This is a genomic window from Stenotrophomonas sp. GW821-FHT02D01 (genome assembly GCF_059421765.1).
On sequence record NZ_JBWKVP010000009.1, the window covers coordinates 85,339 to 102,254 of the forward strand.

The 16,916-nt window shown below is 66.0% G+C and carries 13 protein-coding genes; 8 read left to right on the forward strand and 5 right to left on the reverse strand.

Translation table 11 applies throughout. The features are described from left to right. Positions 1 to 157: 157 nt before the first annotated feature. From ykgO to AC07UW_RS16585, 6 genes are all read left to right on the forward strand, one after another. A complete protein-coding gene (gene ykgO, locus AC07UW_RS16560; RefSeq protein WP_005409283.1) occupies positions 158 to 283 on the forward strand; it encodes a type B 50S ribosomal protein L36 in 126 nt (41 codons plus the stop codon). 146 nt (positions 284 to 429) lie between these two features. Then, the gene (locus AC07UW_RS16565) at positions 430 to 759 is read left to right on the forward strand and encodes a hypothetical protein (protein ID WP_025875042.1); all 330 of its coding nucleotides are present in this window, start codon (positions 430 to 432) and stop codon (positions 757 to 759) included. 39 nt (positions 760 to 798) lie between these two features. Continuing rightward, positions 799 to 1,836 carry an agmatine deiminase family protein gene (locus AC07UW_RS16570; protein WP_312785542.1) on the forward strand — a complete coding sequence of 346 codons (1,038 nt, stop codon included), beginning with the start codon at positions 799 to 801 and terminating at the stop codon, positions 1,834 to 1,836. Between the two features lie 164 nt (positions 1,837 to 2,000). Then, complete coding sequence (locus AC07UW_RS16575; RefSeq protein ID WP_025875046.1) at positions 2,001 to 2,888, forward strand: carbon-nitrogen hydrolase; 888 nt, start codon at positions 2,001 to 2,003, stop codon at positions 2,886 to 2,888. 14 nt (positions 2,889 to 2,902) lie between these two features. After that, entirely contained in the window at positions 2,903 to 3,433 is a 531-nt protein-coding gene (locus AC07UW_RS16580) for a GNAT family N-acetyltransferase (protein WP_495212455.1), read from the forward strand. 4 nt (positions 3,434 to 3,437) lie between these two features. After that, the gene (locus AC07UW_RS16585; protein ID WP_025875050.1) at positions 3,438 to 4,658 is read left to right on the forward strand and encodes a TraB/GumN family protein; all 1,221 of its coding nucleotides are present in this window, start codon (positions 3,438 to 3,440) and stop codon (positions 4,656 to 4,658) included. A 190-nt stretch (positions 4,659 to 4,848) separates the two neighbouring features. Here the strand turns inward: AC07UW_RS16585 and AC07UW_RS16590 are convergent, their stop codons facing one another. Genes AC07UW_RS16590 through AC07UW_RS16600 form a run of 3 tightly spaced genes read right to left on the reverse strand, consistent with a single transcriptional unit; the run spans position 4,849 to position 12,595 of the window. Next, positions 4,849 to 7,929 carry an efflux RND transporter permease subunit gene (locus AC07UW_RS16590; RefSeq protein WP_495212456.1) on the reverse strand — a complete coding sequence of 1,027 codons (3,081 nt, stop codon included), beginning with the start codon at positions 7,927 to 7,929 and terminating at the stop codon, positions 4,849 to 4,851. After that, a complete protein-coding gene (locus AC07UW_RS16595; protein ID WP_495212457.1) occupies positions 7,926 to 11,447 on the reverse strand; it encodes an efflux RND transporter permease subunit in 3,522 nt (1,173 codons plus the stop codon). Before AC07UW_RS16595 ends, AC07UW_RS16590 begins: the two co-directional genes overlap by 4 nt. After that, a complete protein-coding gene (locus AC07UW_RS16600; protein ID WP_025875055.1) occupies positions 11,444 to 12,595 on the reverse strand; it encodes an efflux RND transporter periplasmic adaptor subunit in 1,152 nt (383 codons plus the stop codon). The genes AC07UW_RS16595 and AC07UW_RS16600 overlap by 4 nt, the downstream gene beginning before the upstream one ends. Positions 12,596 to 12,800: 205 nt before the next feature. Here AC07UW_RS16600 and AC07UW_RS16605 point away from each other — a divergent pair, with 205 nt between their 5' ends. Together AC07UW_RS16605 and AC07UW_RS16610 are read left to right on the forward strand one after the other, a co-directional pair. Beyond that, positions 12,801 to 13,196, forward strand: a complete 396-nt coding sequence (locus AC07UW_RS16605) for a c-type cytochrome (RefSeq protein ID WP_312108249.1) — start codon at positions 12,801 to 12,803, stop codon at positions 13,194 to 13,196. Positions 13,197 to 13,205: 9 nt separating this feature from the next. After that, positions 13,206 to 13,667 carry a c-type cytochrome gene (locus tag AC07UW_RS16610; RefSeq protein ID WP_032977578.1) on the forward strand — a complete coding sequence of 154 codons (462 nt, stop codon included), beginning with the start codon at positions 13,206 to 13,208 and terminating at the stop codon, positions 13,665 to 13,667. 162 nt (positions 13,668 to 13,829) lie between these two features. Here AC07UW_RS16610 and AC07UW_RS16615 read toward each other — a convergent pair whose 3' ends face one another. Both AC07UW_RS16615 and AC07UW_RS16620 read right to left on the reverse strand, forming a co-directional pair. After that, positions 13,830 to 15,710, reverse strand: coding sequence for an ATP-binding cassette domain-containing protein (locus AC07UW_RS16615; protein WP_032977580.1), 1,881 nt, complete (start codon positions 15,708 to 15,710; stop codon positions 13,830 to 13,832). A 324-nt stretch (positions 15,711 to 16,034) separates the two neighbouring features. Continuing rightward, complete coding sequence (locus AC07UW_RS16620; RefSeq protein ID WP_495212458.1) at positions 16,035 to 16,910, reverse strand: LysR family transcriptional regulator; 876 nt, start codon at positions 16,908 to 16,910, stop codon at positions 16,035 to 16,037. Positions 16,911 to 16,916 lie beyond the last annotated feature (6 nt).

The following is a 16,916-nucleotide window of genomic DNA, read 5'->3' on the forward strand; positions in this document are numbered from 1 at the left end:
CCAGACACCCCGTAACGGGCCTTTTGTGCAACCACTTGAAACCATGGGGAAAAGCCCGGTAGAATGGCGGGCTTGAACGAGCGTCCACTGCCGATTGTCTTTCGCATATCGCGGCCACGCTCCACCCGAACAACTACTGTTTACGCCGAGGTATGCCATGAAAGTTCTGTCCTCCCTGAAGTCGGCGAAGGCCCGTCACCGTGACTGCAAGGTCGTGCGTCGTCGTGGCAAGATCTTCGTCATCTGCAAGTCGAACCCGCGTTTCAAGGCGCGTCAGCGCTAAGCCCAACGGTCCTTGTGACCGCGGCTGGCCCCACGCGGGGCCGACCCGATGCAAAAAGCCGCCTTCGGGCGGTTTTTTGTTTATGCGGTTTTTTCCTGCCGTTTTTGCTGTAATCGCTGTTCTTGACCACTGGGGAGTAGATCGAGATGACGCGTTACCTGTGCACCCTGGCCGTACTGGCCACCCTGGCTGCCGCCACTCCGGCGATGGCCGATACCCTGCTTGTCGACCGCGCCCGCGAAAAGCCGGCCGGCGCCCTGCCCGTCCGCGGCCAGAGCATGCAGCAGGTGCAGTCGCAGTTCGGCGCGCCGGCAGAGCAGCTGCAGCCGCGCGGCGGGCAGAAACGGCAATGGCCGACCATCCACCGCTGGGTATACCCGCAGTTCACCGTCTACTTCGAGAAGCAGAAGGTGATCGACGTGGTGGCAAACCAGGCGGATCCGAACGAAATCGGCCCCAAGCCGCCGATCCGTTGACCCCCATGCCCGCCACCGGCGGGCGCGTGTAGCGAGACCATGAACCAGACCCTTCGTTTTCCTGCCGAATGGGAAGCCCAGAGCGGCGTCCTGATTGCCTGGCCCACCGCCGACACCGACTGGGCCGACCGCCTGGGCCAGGTGGAAGAGACCTACATCGCCCTGGTTGCAGCGATCACCCGCTTCCAGCCGGTGCTGATCTGCGTGGCCGACGATGACGTGGAGACCTACGCCGAAATGCGGTTGCGCTCCAACCGCATCGACATGGACAAGGTCCACTTCACCACCGCCGCCTACGACGACACCTGGCTGCGTGATTCGGGCCCGATCACCCTGCGCCGTGCCGACGGCAGCTTCCAGCTGCTGGACTTCCGCTTCACCGGCTGGGGCGGCAAGTTCGACGCCACCCTGGATGACCAGCTGGTCGGCGCGCTCGACCAGGCCGGCGTGTTCAACGACGCGACGGTGCGCAGCATTCCGTTCGCGCTGGAGGGCGGCGGCATCGAGACCGATGGCGAAGGCACCCTGCTGACCACCTGGAAGTGCCTGCACGAGCGCCATCCCGACCGTGACCGCGACAGCCTGAGCGCCGACCTGGCCGACTGGCTGCAGCAGGAACGCGTGCTGTGGCTGGATCATGGCTATCTGGAAGGCGACGACACCGACGCCCATATCGATACCCTCGCCCGCTTCGCCTCGGCCGACAGCATCGTCTACCAGGCCTGCGACGACGCCAGCGATTCGCACTACGCCGAGCTGCAGGCGATGGGCGCCGAGCTGGCCGCACTGCGCACGGCTGACGGAAAGCCGTACCGCCTGTTCCCGTTGCCGTGGGCAAAGCCGGTGATCGATGAAGGCCGCCGCCTGGCTGCTTCGTATGCCAATTACCTGATCGTCAACGGCGCGGTGCTGATGCCGGCCTATGGCGACCCGGCCGACGACCTGGCCCGCGACGTGCTGGCACAGGCCCACCCGGGCCGCGAGATCGTGCAGGTGCCCTGCCGCTCGCTGATCTGGCAGAACGGCAGCCTGCACTGCATCACCATGCAGCTGCCGGCCGGGCTGTTGAAGGCATAGACCACGGTAGTGCCGGCCGCTGGCCGGCAACCAAGGCGATGCCTGATGGATTGACGGAGTTGCCGGCCAGCGGCCGGCACCACCCTTCAACCATTCAGCAGCCAACACGCTGTCATGGCGCATCCGCGTTAACATGCGGGTTTTCCCCCGCAGGATCGCCCCGCATGAACTCGCGCAGCCCCCTTACCGTCGCCCTGATCCAGGAGCGCAACCACGGTGATGCCGCCGCCAACCTGGCGGTGATCGAAGCGCGTGTTGCCGACGCCGCGGCACAGGGCGCGAAGCTGGTGCTGCTGCAGGAACTTCACAACGGTCCCTACTTCTGCCAGCACGAATCGGTCGATGAATTCGACCTGGCCGAGCCGATTCCGGGCCCGAGCACCGAGCGCCTGGGCGCGCTGGCAAAGAAGCACGGCGTGGTGCTGGTCGGCTCGCTGTTCGAGCGCCGCGCTGCCGGTCTGTACCACAACACCGCCGTGGTCTTCGAGAAGGACGGCACCTTGCTGGGCAAGTACCGCAAGATGCACATCCCGGATGACCCGGGCTTCTACGAGAAGTTCTACTTCACCCCGGGCGATATCGGCTTCAAGCCGATCGACACCTCGGTCGGCCGCCTTGGCGTGCTGGTGTGCTGGGACCAGTGGTACCCGGAAGCAGCGCGCCTGATGGCGCTGGCCGGTGCTGAGCTGCTGCTCTACCCCACCGCAATCGGCTGGGACCCGGATGATGTGCAGGACGAGAAGACCCGCCAGCGCGATGCCTGGGTACTGAGCCACCGTGGCCATGCCGTAGCCAATGGCGTGCCGGTGCTCAGCTGCAACCGCGTCGGCCACGAGGCCTCGCCGCTGGGCGCCTCGGGCATCCAGTTCTGGGGCAACAGCCACGTGCTGGGCCCACAGGGCGAGTTCCTGGCCGAAGCCGGCACCGACGCGACCATCCTGATGTGCGAGGTCGACCTGCAGCGCAGCGAACACGTGCGCCGCATCTGGCCGTTCCTGCGCGATCGTCGCATCGACGCCTACGGCGATCTGCTCAAGCGCTACATCGACTGACCCGGAGCCCGCGCATGGCCGTACTCATCCGTGATGCCGGCCCTGCCGACATCGCTGCGATCACCGCGATCTACGCGGTGGAAGTGACCGACTTCGTCAACACCTACGAGTACGAGATTCCCGACCAGGCCGAGATGCTGCGCCGCATGCGTGACATCATCGACCGCGGCTTCCCCTACCTGGTGGCCGAGGTCGACGGCCAGGTGGCCGGCTATGCGTATGCCAACACCTACCGCACGCGCATCGCGTACCAGTGGACCGTTGAGAACTCGGTCTATGTCGATGCCCGCTTCCAGGGCCGTGGCGTCGGCAAGGGCCTGCTGCAGGCGCTGATCGATACCTGCACCGCATACGGCTTCCGACAGATGATCGCGGTGATCGGTGAACCGACCAATACCGCTTCCATCAAGCTGCACGAACGCTTCGGGTTCGAACTGGTGGGCGTGTTCCGTGGCCTCGGCCGCAAGCACGGCCGCTGGCTGGACACCGTACAGATGCAGCGCGCGCTCGGCGATGGCGCCGATTCCGCTCCTTCCAATGAATGATTCCATGACCGAAACCCTTCCCGAAACCGGCGACGATCTGTTCGCCGGCCAGCCAGTGCGCGTCGTCGAGCGCGATGGCGTGCGTTACACCCTGCTGGGCACTGCCCACGTCTCCCATGCCAGCGTCGAGGCGGTGGAGAAAGCCATCGACAGTGGACGTTTCGATGCGGTGGCCGTCGAGCTGGACCCGCAGCGCCTGCAGGCACTGAGCGACCCTGACACGCTGGCCAAACTCGACCTGGTGGAAGTGATCCGCAAGGGCCGCGTCGCCCTGTTCGCGGCCAACCTCGCGCTGTCGGCCTACCAGCGCCGACTGGCCGAACAGCTCGGCATCGAGCCGGGCGCAGAACTGAAGCGTGCGGTGGACCTGGCGCGCGAGCGCAACCTGCCGGTGCACCTGATCGACCGCGAAGTCGGCCTGACATTCCGTCGTGCTTCGCAGCGACTGGGCTTCTTCGGCAAGCTGAAGCTGGTGGCCGGGCTCGGCGCCGGCCTGTTCTCGTCCGAGGATGTCGGCGAAGACGAGATCGAGAAGCTGAAGCAGGGTGACATGCTGGAATCGAGCTTCGGCGAGTTCGCCAGCGAGAACCCGGCGTTGTACGAAACGATCATCGGCGAGCGCGACCGCTACATGGCCACGCGCCTGCGTGAAGCGCATGATCCGCAGCAGCGCGAAGTGCTGGCGGTGGTCGGCGCCGGCCATCTGGCCGGCCTGGCGCGTTACCTGGAAACCGATACCGAGGCGCCTGCGCCGTTGCGCGAGCAACTGGAAGCGGTGCCGAAGAAGCGCAACATCCCGTGGTTCACCCTGGCGATCCTCGCCATCGTGGCCACCGGCATCGGTGTTGGCTTCTATCGTGGTGGACTGGGCGTGGGCACCGAGCTGCTGGCGACCTGGGCGATGTATACCGGCGGCCTGGCTGGCCTGGGCTGCCTGGTGGCCGGCAGCCACCCGCTGAGCATCCTCACCGCGATTGTGGTGGCGCCGTTCAAGCCGTTCCGCCTGAGCATCCCCACCGGCGCATTCGCGGCATTGGTGGAAGCGCGCCTGCGCAAGCCGACCTACGAGGATTTCCTCAAGCTGCGTGACGATGCACAGTCGTTGAAGGGTTGGTACCGCAATCGCGTGACCCGCGTGGTGCTGACCTTCATGCTGACCAACCTGGGCAGCATGCTGGGCCTGTGGCTGACTGCAGGCAAGGTGTGGAGCAAGGTGGCGAGCTGATCGGGCTGCCCCGCCGGGCATGGCCCGGCGCTACCGGTAGGTGCCAACCTTGGTTGGCACGTCATTTACAGCCACGGCATTGGTAGGCCGGGCCATGCCCGGCGAAAAAAAAAGGGGAGACCGCCCCACTACGACCGGTCTCCCCCCACCACAACACGTTTCCTCCCCTACGGTCGAGCAAGCTCGACCACTACACCGGGGTTCCCGCCACGACCTCGCGGCCGCGAGCACGCTGGATCAGCCGCACCACCGCATTGCGCAGGTCATCAAGCACCGCGTAGATCGTCGGCAGGAACAGCAGGCTGACCACGGTAGAGAACGCCAGGCCACCGGCAATCGCACGCGCCATCGGCGAGTACTCCGGCCCGTTGCCGAACATCTGCGTATCGGTCAGCGAAATCGGCACCATCGCCAGGATCGCCGTGCCCATGGTCATCATGATCGGGCGCAGACGCTCGCGTGAGCCCTCCACCAGCGCCTGGGTACGGCCCATCCCGCCCCGGCGCAGATTGTTGATGTGCTCGATCATCACGATGCCGTTGTTCACCACCACGCCCATCAGCACCAGGATGCCGATGAAGGACATGATCCCGAACGAGGTGCCGGTGATCCAGAACAGCCAGAACACGCCGAAGATCGAAAACAGCACGCCGCTCATGATCGCCGCCGGGAACAGCAGCGATTCGAACACTGCGGCCATCACCACGTAGATCATCACCAGCGCGATCAGCAGGTTGAACACCATCTGCTGCATCGCCTCGTTGTCATCGCCGTAGTCGCCGCCGTCGAAGGTGAAGCCGTAGCCGGCCGGGAAGTTCATCGGCTTGAGCACTGCTTCCATGGCCTTGCGGCCGTCCGGTGCGGTGATCTTCTCGGCCAGATTGGCCTTGATGGTCAACGTGGTCTGGCGGTTGGTGCGGCCGATCTGGGTCGCTGATGAACCCACATCGACACTGACCAGGCTCAACAGCGGTACGCTGCGGCCATCGCCGGTGCGCACGCTGAAGCCGGCCAGGTCTTCGGGGCTGCTCTGTTCGGCACCGGCAAAGCGCACCCACACCGGCACTTCATTGTCACCACGACGGAACTCGCGCATCGGCGCGCCACGCAGCGCCAGGCCGACGAAACTGGCAACCTGCTCGGCATTGAATCCGAAGGCCGCTGCGCGCTCGCGGTCGACGTGCACTTTCAGCTCGCCGCCCTTCTCGCCGTTGTCGATGCGCACATCGCGCAGCTCGGCGCGCTGTGCCAGCAGCGGCAGCACTTCCTGGCCGATCTCCTGCAGCATCGCGCTGGAGTCGCCGACCAGCTGCACCTGCACGCCCTGGTTGCCGCCACCGCCACCATCACCGCCCTGGTTGCCGACGAAGTAGTCGGTACGCGCGGATTTCGGCAGCCCTTTGCGCAGCTCTTCCTGCAGCGCCTTGATGTCCTTGGCGTACTTCTCGTCCAGGGTGACCACGGTCGAACTGCCTTCCTGTTCGCTGTACCAGGAATAGACCTGCTGCACGTGCAGGCGCTCGCGGTTCTCCTCGACCCAGGCTTCGACGCGCGCCACTTCCTCGGACATCTGCCGGTAGGTGTAGGCGCCCTTCCACATGTAGCCGATGAAGATGTCCTTGCCACCATCGCCACCGAACATGTCGATCTTGGTCAGCTTCATCGGCACCAGGCTGACCAGCACCACCAGCAGGATGCCCAGCAGGCTCCAGCCGCGATGGCGCAGTGACCAGTCCAGCAGCTGCGCGTAGCGGCGCTGCAGGCGCGCGATCACGCCGGTCTGCGAATGCACCAGCTTCGGCGTGGCCATGCGCGCGGACAGCATCGGGATCAGGCTGACCGCCACCAGCCACGAGGCCAGCAGCGAGACCGAGATGGTGATCGCGATCTGCGCCATGAAGATGCTGATGTTGTTGGTTTCGCCGAACAGGTTGGGCACGAACACGATGCAGTGGCACAACGTGCCCGCACTGAGCGCGATGGCAACGTTACGGGTGCCGATGATCGAGGCGAGGCGTGGCTGGTCCGGCAGGCGCTCGCGTTCCTGGTAGATGCTCTCGACCACCACCACGGCATTGTCGACCAGCATGCCCACGGCCAGCAGCAGGCCCATCATGGTCAGGATGTTGAGCGTGACGCCGGCGAAATACATGAAGCCCAGGGTGATGGTGAAGCAGATCGGAATGGCCAGGGTCACCATCAGCGTGGATGGCCAATGGCGCAGGAAGAAGAACAGCACCGTCACCGACAGGATCAGGCCGACGCCGCCGGCCTCGGCCAGCTCCAGCAGGGACGAGGTCACTGCCTTGCCCTGGTTGTCGATCACCTTGATCTGCACGTCGCGCATCGAGTCCTGCGCGCGGATTGCTTCAACCTCGGCAAGCGCGCCGCGCGAGACGTCCACAAGGTTGGCGCTGCGTTCCTTGTAGATGTCCAGGCCGACGGCAGGATTGCCATCCAAGCGGCGGCCATAGCTCATCCGCGCCGGCTTCAGCCGCACATCGGCAATGTCACCCAGGCGCAGTCCCTTGGCATTGATCACCAGGTCACGCATTTCCTGCAGGTCGGTGATCTCGCCCACGGGCTGCACGCGCACCCGCTGGCCGTTGTCATCGATCTGCCCGGCCGAGATCGAGAAATTCAGCGTCCGCAGGCGATCGCTCAGCTCGTTGATGCTCAGGCCGTGGGCGTTCAGGCGGTTCGGATCGATCGCGATCTCCACCTCGTTCGGCGGCGCGCCGGTGATCTCGACCCGGGCCACGCCCGGAATCCGCTCGATACGCCGCTTGAATTCGCGGTCGAGCATGTCATAGGCGGTGGTCAGGTCGGTGGTGCTGGCCAGGCGCACTTTCAGCACCGGCTGGTCGCTGCTGGACCACTTGAACACGTTGTAGCGCTGCACATCGTCAGGCAGGTCACTGCGGATAGCGTCGATGCGCTCGCGCGCGTCCGAAGCGGCGATGGCGATATCACGATCCCAGTCGCTGAACTCGATGAAGATCGACGCAGCTTCGGAGGTCGCCGACGACCGCATGCGCTTGATGCCGGTCATCGTCGCCAACGACTCCTCCACCGGCCGGATGATGGTCCGCTCGACTTCTTCCGGGGTGGAGCCGGTGTAGGGAATCTGCACGAACAGGAACGGTGCGGAGATGTCCGGCAGCGCTTCTAGTGGCAGCCGGAACGAGGCGATCAGGCCGACCACCACCAGCGACACGAAACACATGATGGTGGTGACCGGCCGACGGATGGAGAACTCGGCAATACTCATGCTGGCTCCTCCCCGCCCGCGCTGCTGCCCTGCGCGGCATGCAGACCTTCGCCGGCATGCTTGCGGCCACGTTCGCGATAGTAGGCATCGCCGCGGCGGTCCATCAGGTCGTACACCACCGGGATCACCAGCAGGGTCAGCAGGGTCGACACCAGCAGGCCACCGATCACGGTGATCGCCATCGGTGCGCGCACTTCGGCGCCCTCGCCCATCGCCACCGCCAGCGGCAGGAAGCCGAACAGCGTGCACAGGGTGGTCATGATGATCGGCCGCAGGCGCGAACGCGCACCTTCCACCAGTGCCTCGTGCTTGGCCACGCCGGCCTCGCGCAGCTGGTTGACCTTGTCTATCAGGATGATCGCGTTCTTGGTGACCAGGCCGACCAGCAGGATCAGGCCGATGAACACCACTACCGAAATCGGCTTGCCGGTCAGCATCAACGCCAGGATCGCGCCGACCAGCGCCAGCGGGATGGTGAACAGGATCACGAACGGATGCAGCAGCGATTCGAACTGCGAGGCCATCACCAGGTAGACCAGGAAGATCGCCAGGCCGAAGGCGAAGATCAGCGACTTCGCGGCCTGTGCCAGTTCCTCGCCCTGGCCGCCGATGTGCAGGCCCACGCCAGCTCCCAGCGGCTGTTCGGACACCATCTGCTGTACTTCGCGCATGGCCGCGCCCAGGTCGATGTCGCGCAGGTTGGCCGAGACCACGGCCACCCGGGTCTGGTCGGCACGATGGATCTCGCTGGGGCCGGTGGTGGCCACCACGTCGGCCACTGCATCCAGGGTGACCGGACGGGTGCTGCCCGGATTGACGATCAAGCGGCGGATGCTCTCCACGCTGGCACGATCGGTTTCCTGCGCGCGCACCAGCACGTCGATCTTGCGGTCGCGGAAGCTGTAGCGGGTGGCGACATCGCCGCGCACCTTCTTCACCACCACATCGGCGATCTGCCGCGTGGTCAGGCCCAGTGCACCGGCTCGCTCCTGGTCGAAGCGGATCTGGATTTCCGGGAAGCCCTCTTCCACGGTGGATTTGACGTCGGCGTAGTGCGCATTGCCGCGCAGCAGCGCCGCCAGGCGCTGGCCTGCCACTTCCAGGGTCGCCATGTCCTGCCCGCGCAGTTCGATTTCCAGCGGCGTGGAGAAGCTGAACAATGCCGGCCGCGCGAAGTCGACCTGCGCACCCGGGTGCTGGCCCATGGTGTCGCGCAGGCGCTCGGTGATCTCCGCTTCGGTCTGCGGGTTGCCGCCGCCTTCCATCACGATGGTCAGCTTGCCGATGTTCTCGCCACTCTCGGTCGGGCTGGCATCCAGGCGGGTACCGCTGCCGCTGACACCGTACAGCGATGCCACGCCTTCGCCCTTGCCATGCGCCAACTGCAGCTCACGCACCAGCGCATCGGTCTGCTTCAGCGGCGTGCCGGCCGGCAGCTTGACCGTCATTTCGAAACGGTCCTGCGCCAGCTGCGGGATCAGGTCGGCGCCGAGCATCGGCACCAGCGCCATTGTGCCGACGAATGCCAGTGCGGCCAGGCCCAGCACCTTGCCGGGATGGGCCAACGCACCCGGCAGCAGCCGCAGGTAGCCACGTTCGGCACCGGCGTATGGCTTCATGGCGATGTCACTGGCCTTGCGCATCACCGGGCCGACCACTGCAGCCACGCCACGGCAGAGGCGCACCACCAGCCATGCCAGCGCGTAGAAGCTCCAGCGTATCGTCGCCACCGCACCACGACGGCCGAGTGCGACCGGCTTCTGCCAGCGGCTCTGCGGCTGCCACGGCTCGGCCGCGGCTTCTTCCGGGAAGGCCAGCGGCGGCCGGCCCTTCAGCGAGCTCAGCATCGGAATCAGGGTCATCGACACCAGCAGCGAAATCGCGATGGCGATGGCCACGGTCAACGCCTGGTCGCGGAACAGCTGGCCGGCGATGCCGTCGACGAACACCAGCGGCAGGAACACCGCGATGGTGGTCAGGGTCGAGGCGACCACGGCCATGCTCACTTCGCGGGTACCGGCGATCGCCGCCTGCAGGATGCCCAGGCCGCGTTCGCGCGCCTTGGCGATGCTCTCCAGCACCACGATGGAGTCATCCACCACCAGGCCGGTGGCCAGTGCCAGGCCGCCCAGCGACATCACGTTCAAGCTCAGGCCAAGCTGGCCCATGAAGAAGAACGTGGCGATGATCGAGACCGGCAACGACAGGCTGATCACGAACGTGCTCCAGCCGTCGCGCAGGAACAGGAAGATGATCAGGATCGCCAGCAGGCCACCGATCACCGCGTCCTTCTTGACGTCGGCGATGGCGTGCTCGATGAAGCGCGACTGGTCTTCGATCGTGGTCAGTTCGGCATCGGCCGGGAACGTTGCCTTGATCTGCTCCAGACGCTTGCGCAGCGCTTCGGCGGTGGCCACGGTATTGGCGTCGCCTTCCTTGTAGATCGCCAGTTCGACCGACTCCTTGCCGCCCAGGCGGATGACCGCTTCGCGTTCCTTGTAGCCTTGGCGCACGGTGGCCACGTCCTTCAGGCGCACCGGCACGCCGTTGGCGACCACGCTGGAGGCGCCGCCAGAGGAAGCGCTCTGTGCAGCGGAAGCGGCGGCGACGGCTGCAGCCGAGCCCGTAGAGGCGGCGATGTTGAACATCTGCTGCAGCGCCGAGTCGGCCGCGCTGCCGTTGGCGGACTGGGTGGTGACCAGCAGGTTGCGGATTTCTTCCAGGTCGGCGAACTGGTTGACGGTGCGCACCAGGAAGCGCTGCGAGCCCTCCTCCAGGCGGCCGCCGGAAATGTTGATGTTCTCTTCCTTCAACCGCTTGATGACGGTGTCGATCGGCAGGTTGAGCTGGGCCAGTTTCTGCTGGTCGATGTCGACCTGGATCTCGTCTTCCAGGCCACCGCCAACCTTCACCGCCGCCACGCCGGTAACCGGCTCCAGCTTCTTCTTCAGGTCTTCGTCGGCATAGCGACGCAGGCCGGTCAATTCACGGATCGCTTCTTCGTCGGTCGCAGGCGCGGCCTTGGTCGACAGCACCAGGCGCATGATCGGCTCGGTGGAGGGATTGAAACGCAGCAGCACCGGCGCCTTGGCTTCCAGGGGCAGGTTCAGCGCTTCCATCTTGTCGCGCACTTCCAGGCTGGCCTGGTCCATGTTGGTGCCCCAGGCGAACTCGAGCACCACATCACTCTGGCCGGTGCGCGAGACCGACTTCAGCTTGCGCAGGTTCTTGACCACGCCCACGGCTTCTTCGACCGGCTGGGTGATCAGGGTTTCCATTTCCGTCGGCGCCGCACCGGTGTACTCGGTGCGCACGGTCAGCGTCGGATAGCTCAGGTCGGGCAGCAGGTTGACCTTGAGGTTGCCCAGTGCGATCAGGCCGAACAGCAGCAGGGTGACCGTGCACATGGCGATGGTGACGCGGCGGCGAGTGGCGAACTCCACCAGGCCGCCACGCATGCCTGCGGCGGCGCCGTCGCTCCCTGGCGAGGCACCGTGGTCGTGGCCGGGCGCGGTCATTGCGTGCTCCCGGCCTTCTCTGCCGGCTTGGCCGAGGCGGTTACGGTCTTCGCCTTGGCCTTCGGATCGGCGATCACCTGCACCGCGGTGCCGTCGCGCAGGGCGACCTTGCCGGCAGTGACGATCTGGTCGCCCGCCGCCAGTCCCTCACGGATTTCCACCCACGGCCCTTCGGCGTAGCCGAGCTTGACCGGCACCCGCGCGACCTTGCCCTCGCGTACCCGGAACACTGCCGGCTCACCATCGTCCAGCAGTGCCAGGCGCGGCACCACCAGTGCATCGGCACGCTGGTCGTAGTCGATGCGGATACGGCCGAACATGCCCGGTTGCAGCGACTGCGCGGCACCGTCGAAAGCACTGACCACACGGAAGGTGCCGCTGCCCGAATCCACCACCGGCGCGATACGGTCCACCACACCAGTGAAGGTCTGGCCCGGCAGCGCATCGGCCGACAGCGTGACCGGCTGACCCGCACGCAAGGTCGCCAGCTCGCGCTCGGGCACGTTGAGGGTGGCTTCCAGCCGCGAGTTGTCGACGATGCGGAAGATCGGCGTGTTGATCTGCACGAAGTTGCCGGTCTTGATCGATCGCGAGGCGATCACGCCGGAAATCGGTGCGACCACGGTGGTGTAGGACAGTTCCAGCGTGGCCAGGCGGTACTGCGCGCGCACGTTTTCCAGGTCGTAGCGCAGCTGGTCGACATCGGCAGCACTGACCATCTGCTGGCCGACCAGCTTCTGTGCGCGCTGGTAGTTGTTTTCCAGCTTGCGCATCTGCGCCTCGCTCTGGGCAACGGCCAGGCGTGCGCGGTCCGGATCCAGCCGCACCAGAGGCTGCCCGGCGCTGACCCGCTGCCCTTCCTCGACCAGTACCGCCAGGGCAACGCCCGACGTCTTGGCGACCACCTGCGATTCGGCGCGCGGCTCCAGTGCTGCGGTTCCGGTGTAGCTGGCGGCCACCGCACGATGGCTGGCCACGGCCACTTCCACCGGCACCGCGTCGACCTTCTTCTCGTCCTTGGTCTCGGCCGCCTTGGCCTCGTTGTTGGGCCCAGCGGCGCAACCGCTCAGCAGCAGGGAGGTGGAGAGCAGCAGCGCGGCAGCGCAGAGTCCGCTGCGGGGGCCGGGCAGGAAGGTTTGGTGCGACATCGTCAGATCCCTGGAGGATGCGTGGGCAGGTGTGGTAGCAAAGTAATGCACCACTTCACGGCAACACCATATCCCAAAGGTAATGGTGTCTTCACGCCGCCGGTCGGGCCGACCCCATTTCAGCTAGATGAAACCTGAGGCTATACTCGGGTCGTTCCGTACCCCACGCCGGAACGACCAGACCCGAATCCCCGGAAAAGACACCATGCGCCCGCAGCCGCTCGCCGCTTGTCTCGCTCTGGCCGTCCTCCTGCCCCTCGGGGCCGCCGCACAGCCCGCACCTGCTTCTGCTCCTGCAGCACCCGCCCCGGCACCGGCTCCGGCCCCTGTGCCGACGGCTGCCACGCCCACCGGCAGTTTCGACAATGGCCGTGTGCTGGCCTACACCTGCCAGGGTTGCCACGGCATCACCGGTTACAAGAACGCCTACCCCAGTTACCGGGTACCGAAGATCGGTGGCCAGACCCAGCAGTACCTGACCCAGGCCCTGACCGAGTACCGCCAGGGCAAGCGCCGGCATCCGACGATGCAGGCGCAGTCGATGAGTTTCAGCGAACAGGAGATCGCCGATCTCGCTGTTTACCTGTCCACCGTCAAGTAAGGCCCGCCCATGTCGAAAGCCGCGCATCCACTGCGTCACGCCATCGCCCTGTCCGTCGCCCTGCTGCTGGCGGCCTGCTCGCAGTCACAGGTGGAGAACAGCGAGAAATCCGCCGGCGATCCCGGCCACGCCAGCGGCGAGCACGGATCGTCTTCCTCCGCGGGCCTGCCTGCCGGGCGTGAAGCCGCCGGCGAGGCCCGCGCCAAGGTCAAGAGCAAGGCCACCAGCCAGAGCTGCATCGATTGCCACGGTGCCGACGGCAATGCGCCGATCGATCCGACCTATCCGAAGCTGGGTGGTCAATACGGCGATTACCTCGCGCATGCGCTGCAGGCCTACCGTGCCGGTGATCGCCAGCATGCGCTGATGACACCGCAGGCGAAGGACCTGAGCGATCAGGACATCGCCGATCTGGCCGCGTATTTCGGCAGCCGGCCGAGCCAGCTGCGGGATCTGCACGGGGTCAAATGACCGCCGGCCCGCCCCGGTGGGTGCGGACCGCTGGTTGGTGAGTTTGGTGAGTGCGGACCGTTGGTTGGTGAGTGCGGACCGTTGGTTGGTGGGTGCGGACCGTTGGTCCGCACGTATCCTGATATCCACGCATGGCGTGGATCTACTGAATCCGAACGGCGCTCAGCCTTCCAGCTCTTCCCAGCGTGCGTAGGCGGCATCCAGTTCGGCCTGCACCTTGGCCAGCTGCTGGGTGTGCGCGGTCACTTCGGCACTGCTGCGCGTGTAGAACGACGGATCGTTCATTGCCGAGGTAAGGCCTTCGACATCGCCTTCCAGCTTTTCGATCGTCTTCGGCAGCTGTTCCAGCTCACGCGCTTCCTTGTAGGCAAGCTTGCGCTTGGGCGCCGCCGGTTCCGCAGCAGCCGCTGGGGCAGCGACCACCGGCTTGGCCGCAGCAACCACCGCAGGCGCAGCAGCGACGCTGGCCGCGTAACGCTGCCAGTCGCTGTAGCCACCCACGTACTCGCCGATCACGCCATCGCCTTCCATCACCAGCGTGGAGGTCACCACGTTGTCGATGAAGTCACGATCATGGCTGACCAGCAGCAACGTGCCGTTGTATTCGCCCAGCAGCTCTTCCAGCAGCTCCAGGGTTTCCACGTCCAGGTCGTTGGTCGGTTCGTCCATCACCAGCAGGTTGGACGGCTGCGCGAACAGCTTGGCCAGCAGCAGGCGGTTGCGCTCGCCACCGGACAGGCGGGTGATCGGCGCGCGCGCGCGCTCTGGGGTGAACATGAAGTCCTGCAGGTAGGCGTGCACGTGCTTGCGCTTGCCGTTGAACTCGAGGAAATCGCGGCCTTCGGCCACGTTCTCGATCGCGCTCCAGTCTTCGCGCAGCACTGCACGGTACTGGTCGAAGTACGCAACCTGCAGGTTGGTGCCGGCGTTGACCTCACCCTTTTGCGGCTGCAGTTCGCCAAGCAGCAGCTTCAGCAGCGTGGTCTTGCCACTGCCGTTGGGGCCGATCAGGCCGATGCGGTCGCCACGCAGGATGGTGGTGGAGAAATCGCGAACCATCGTGCGATCGCCGAAGGCGAACGAAATGTCCTTGATGTCGATGACCTTCTTGCCCGAGCTCACGCCCTGGGCCGCTTCCATCTTGACGTTGCCGCTGAGGTCGCGGCGGGCGGAACGCTCGTTGCGCATCGCCTTCAAGCGGCGTACGCGGCCTTCGTCGCGGGTGCGGCGTGCCTTGATGCCTTGGCGGATCCACACTTCTTCCTGCGCCAGCAGCTTGTCGAACCGTGCGTTTTCCTGGGCCTGCGCGTTGAGGCGTTCTTCGCGACGGCGCTCGTAGTTGGCCCAGTCGCCCGGCCAGCTGGTGACCTGGCCGCGGTCGATCTCGACGATGCGGGTGGCCAGCGCACGCAGGAAGCGGCGGTCATGGGTGACGAACACCACGCTGCCGTTCCAGTTCTTGAGGAACATTTCGAGCCAGTCGATGGCTTCGATGTCCAGGTGGTTGGTCGGTTCGTCCAGCAGCAGCAGGTCGGGGCTGGAGACCAGCGCGCGGCCGAGCAGCACGCGGCGCTTCATGCCGCCGGACAGGCGCGCGAACTCCGCGTCGCCATCGAGGTCGAGCTTGGTCAGGGTCTCGCTGACGCGCTGGTCCAGGCCCCAGCCGTTGGCGGCATCGATCTTGGCCTGGACATTGCCCAGCGCTTCGCCATCGAACACGTCGGCGTGGCTGAGGTGATGGAATTCGGCGAGCCATTGGCCCAGTTCGCCCAGGCCGTCGGCGACGACGTCGAACACGCTGCCAGCGGCGCCGTGCGGCACTTCCTGCTCCAGGCGGGTCACGCGCACGCCCTGCTGCACGCGGACTTCGCCGTCATCGGGCTTGTGGTCGCCGGACAGCAGCTTGAGCAGGGTCGATTTGCCGGCGCCGTTGCGGCCGATCAGGGCGATACGCTCGCCCGGCTCGATCGACAGTTCGGCTTTTTCCAGCAACAGCGGGCCGCCGACGCTGAAGTCGACGTTTTGCAGAGTAATCAGAGGCATCCGGCCATTGTAGCGGGTTGCGGGGCCTGGCCGGGCGGCGCCCGGCACCCGCAGAGGCCACGGCCGCAGCAACAGCAACAGCCAACCCCGACTTGCTGGAGGGATGGCGGGGTGGTGTGGGGCTTCAGGACACGCCGTAAACCCATCCATGGGGGCTCGATGGCGCCATCCATGGCGCCAACGGTCCTGCAGCCCCACACCACCCCGCCTTCGACAGATCTCCGCTGCTGTTGGTAGGTGTCGACCTTGGTCGACACGTAGATCCACGCCATGCGTGAATGATCGCTGCAGGGTGAATTGATGGAATCGACTGGATTGGGCGGATTACTCCACTTCGCCCAACAACGCCTGCAACCCCGGCAACCATCGCTTGCCAGGATGGCGTACCAGCCACAGCGTGCGGTGCAGGGCCGGCAATGGCGTTTCAAGGATGCGCAGGCGGCCGAGGGCCAAGGGTTCTTCCAGGGCGTGGCGCGAGAGGCAAGCCAGGCCGAGGCCGGCGATGGCGGCCTGCTTGATCGCTTCGGTATTGCCCAGCTGCAGGGTCTGGGCGAAGCCGCGCAGATGCGGCAGCAATGCCTGTTCGACAGCCTCGCGGGTGCCTGAGCCGGGTTCGCGCAACAGCCAGCGCGCTGCGCGCAGTTCATCCAGGGACCAGCGCGGGGCCGCATCCGCAGCCGCCACGATCACCAGCGGGTCCTGCTGCCAGGCGGTCACCTGCAGCCCGCGTTCGTGGCATGGGCCTTCGATCAATCCTGCATCCACGTCCAACCGTTGAACGGCGGCCACCACGCCTGCGCTGTTGTCGATGCGCAGATCGACCTCGGCCTGCGGTGCCTGCCGCAGCAGCTCGGCGATACGCGGCGGCAGCAGGTAGTTGCCGATGGTGGTGCTGGCCGCCAACACCAGCCGTAGCGGCGCGCCTTGGGACGGGTCACCGCCTGCCGCCAATTGCCGCTCCAGATCTGCGGCATTGACCAACAGCGCGCGCGCCGGTTCCAGCAAGGCCCGGCCGTGGCCGTTCAGCGCCAGGCGACGGCCGATGCGGTCGAACAGCGGCGTGCCGAAGTGCGCTTCCAGCTCCTGCAGGGCCGCGCTGCTGGCGGACTGGGAAAGCGCGATGGCCTGGCCTGCTGCGGTGGTGCTGCCTTGGTCGGCGATGGCAACGAAGACCTGCAGCTGGCGGAGCGTCAGGCGCATGCCAAT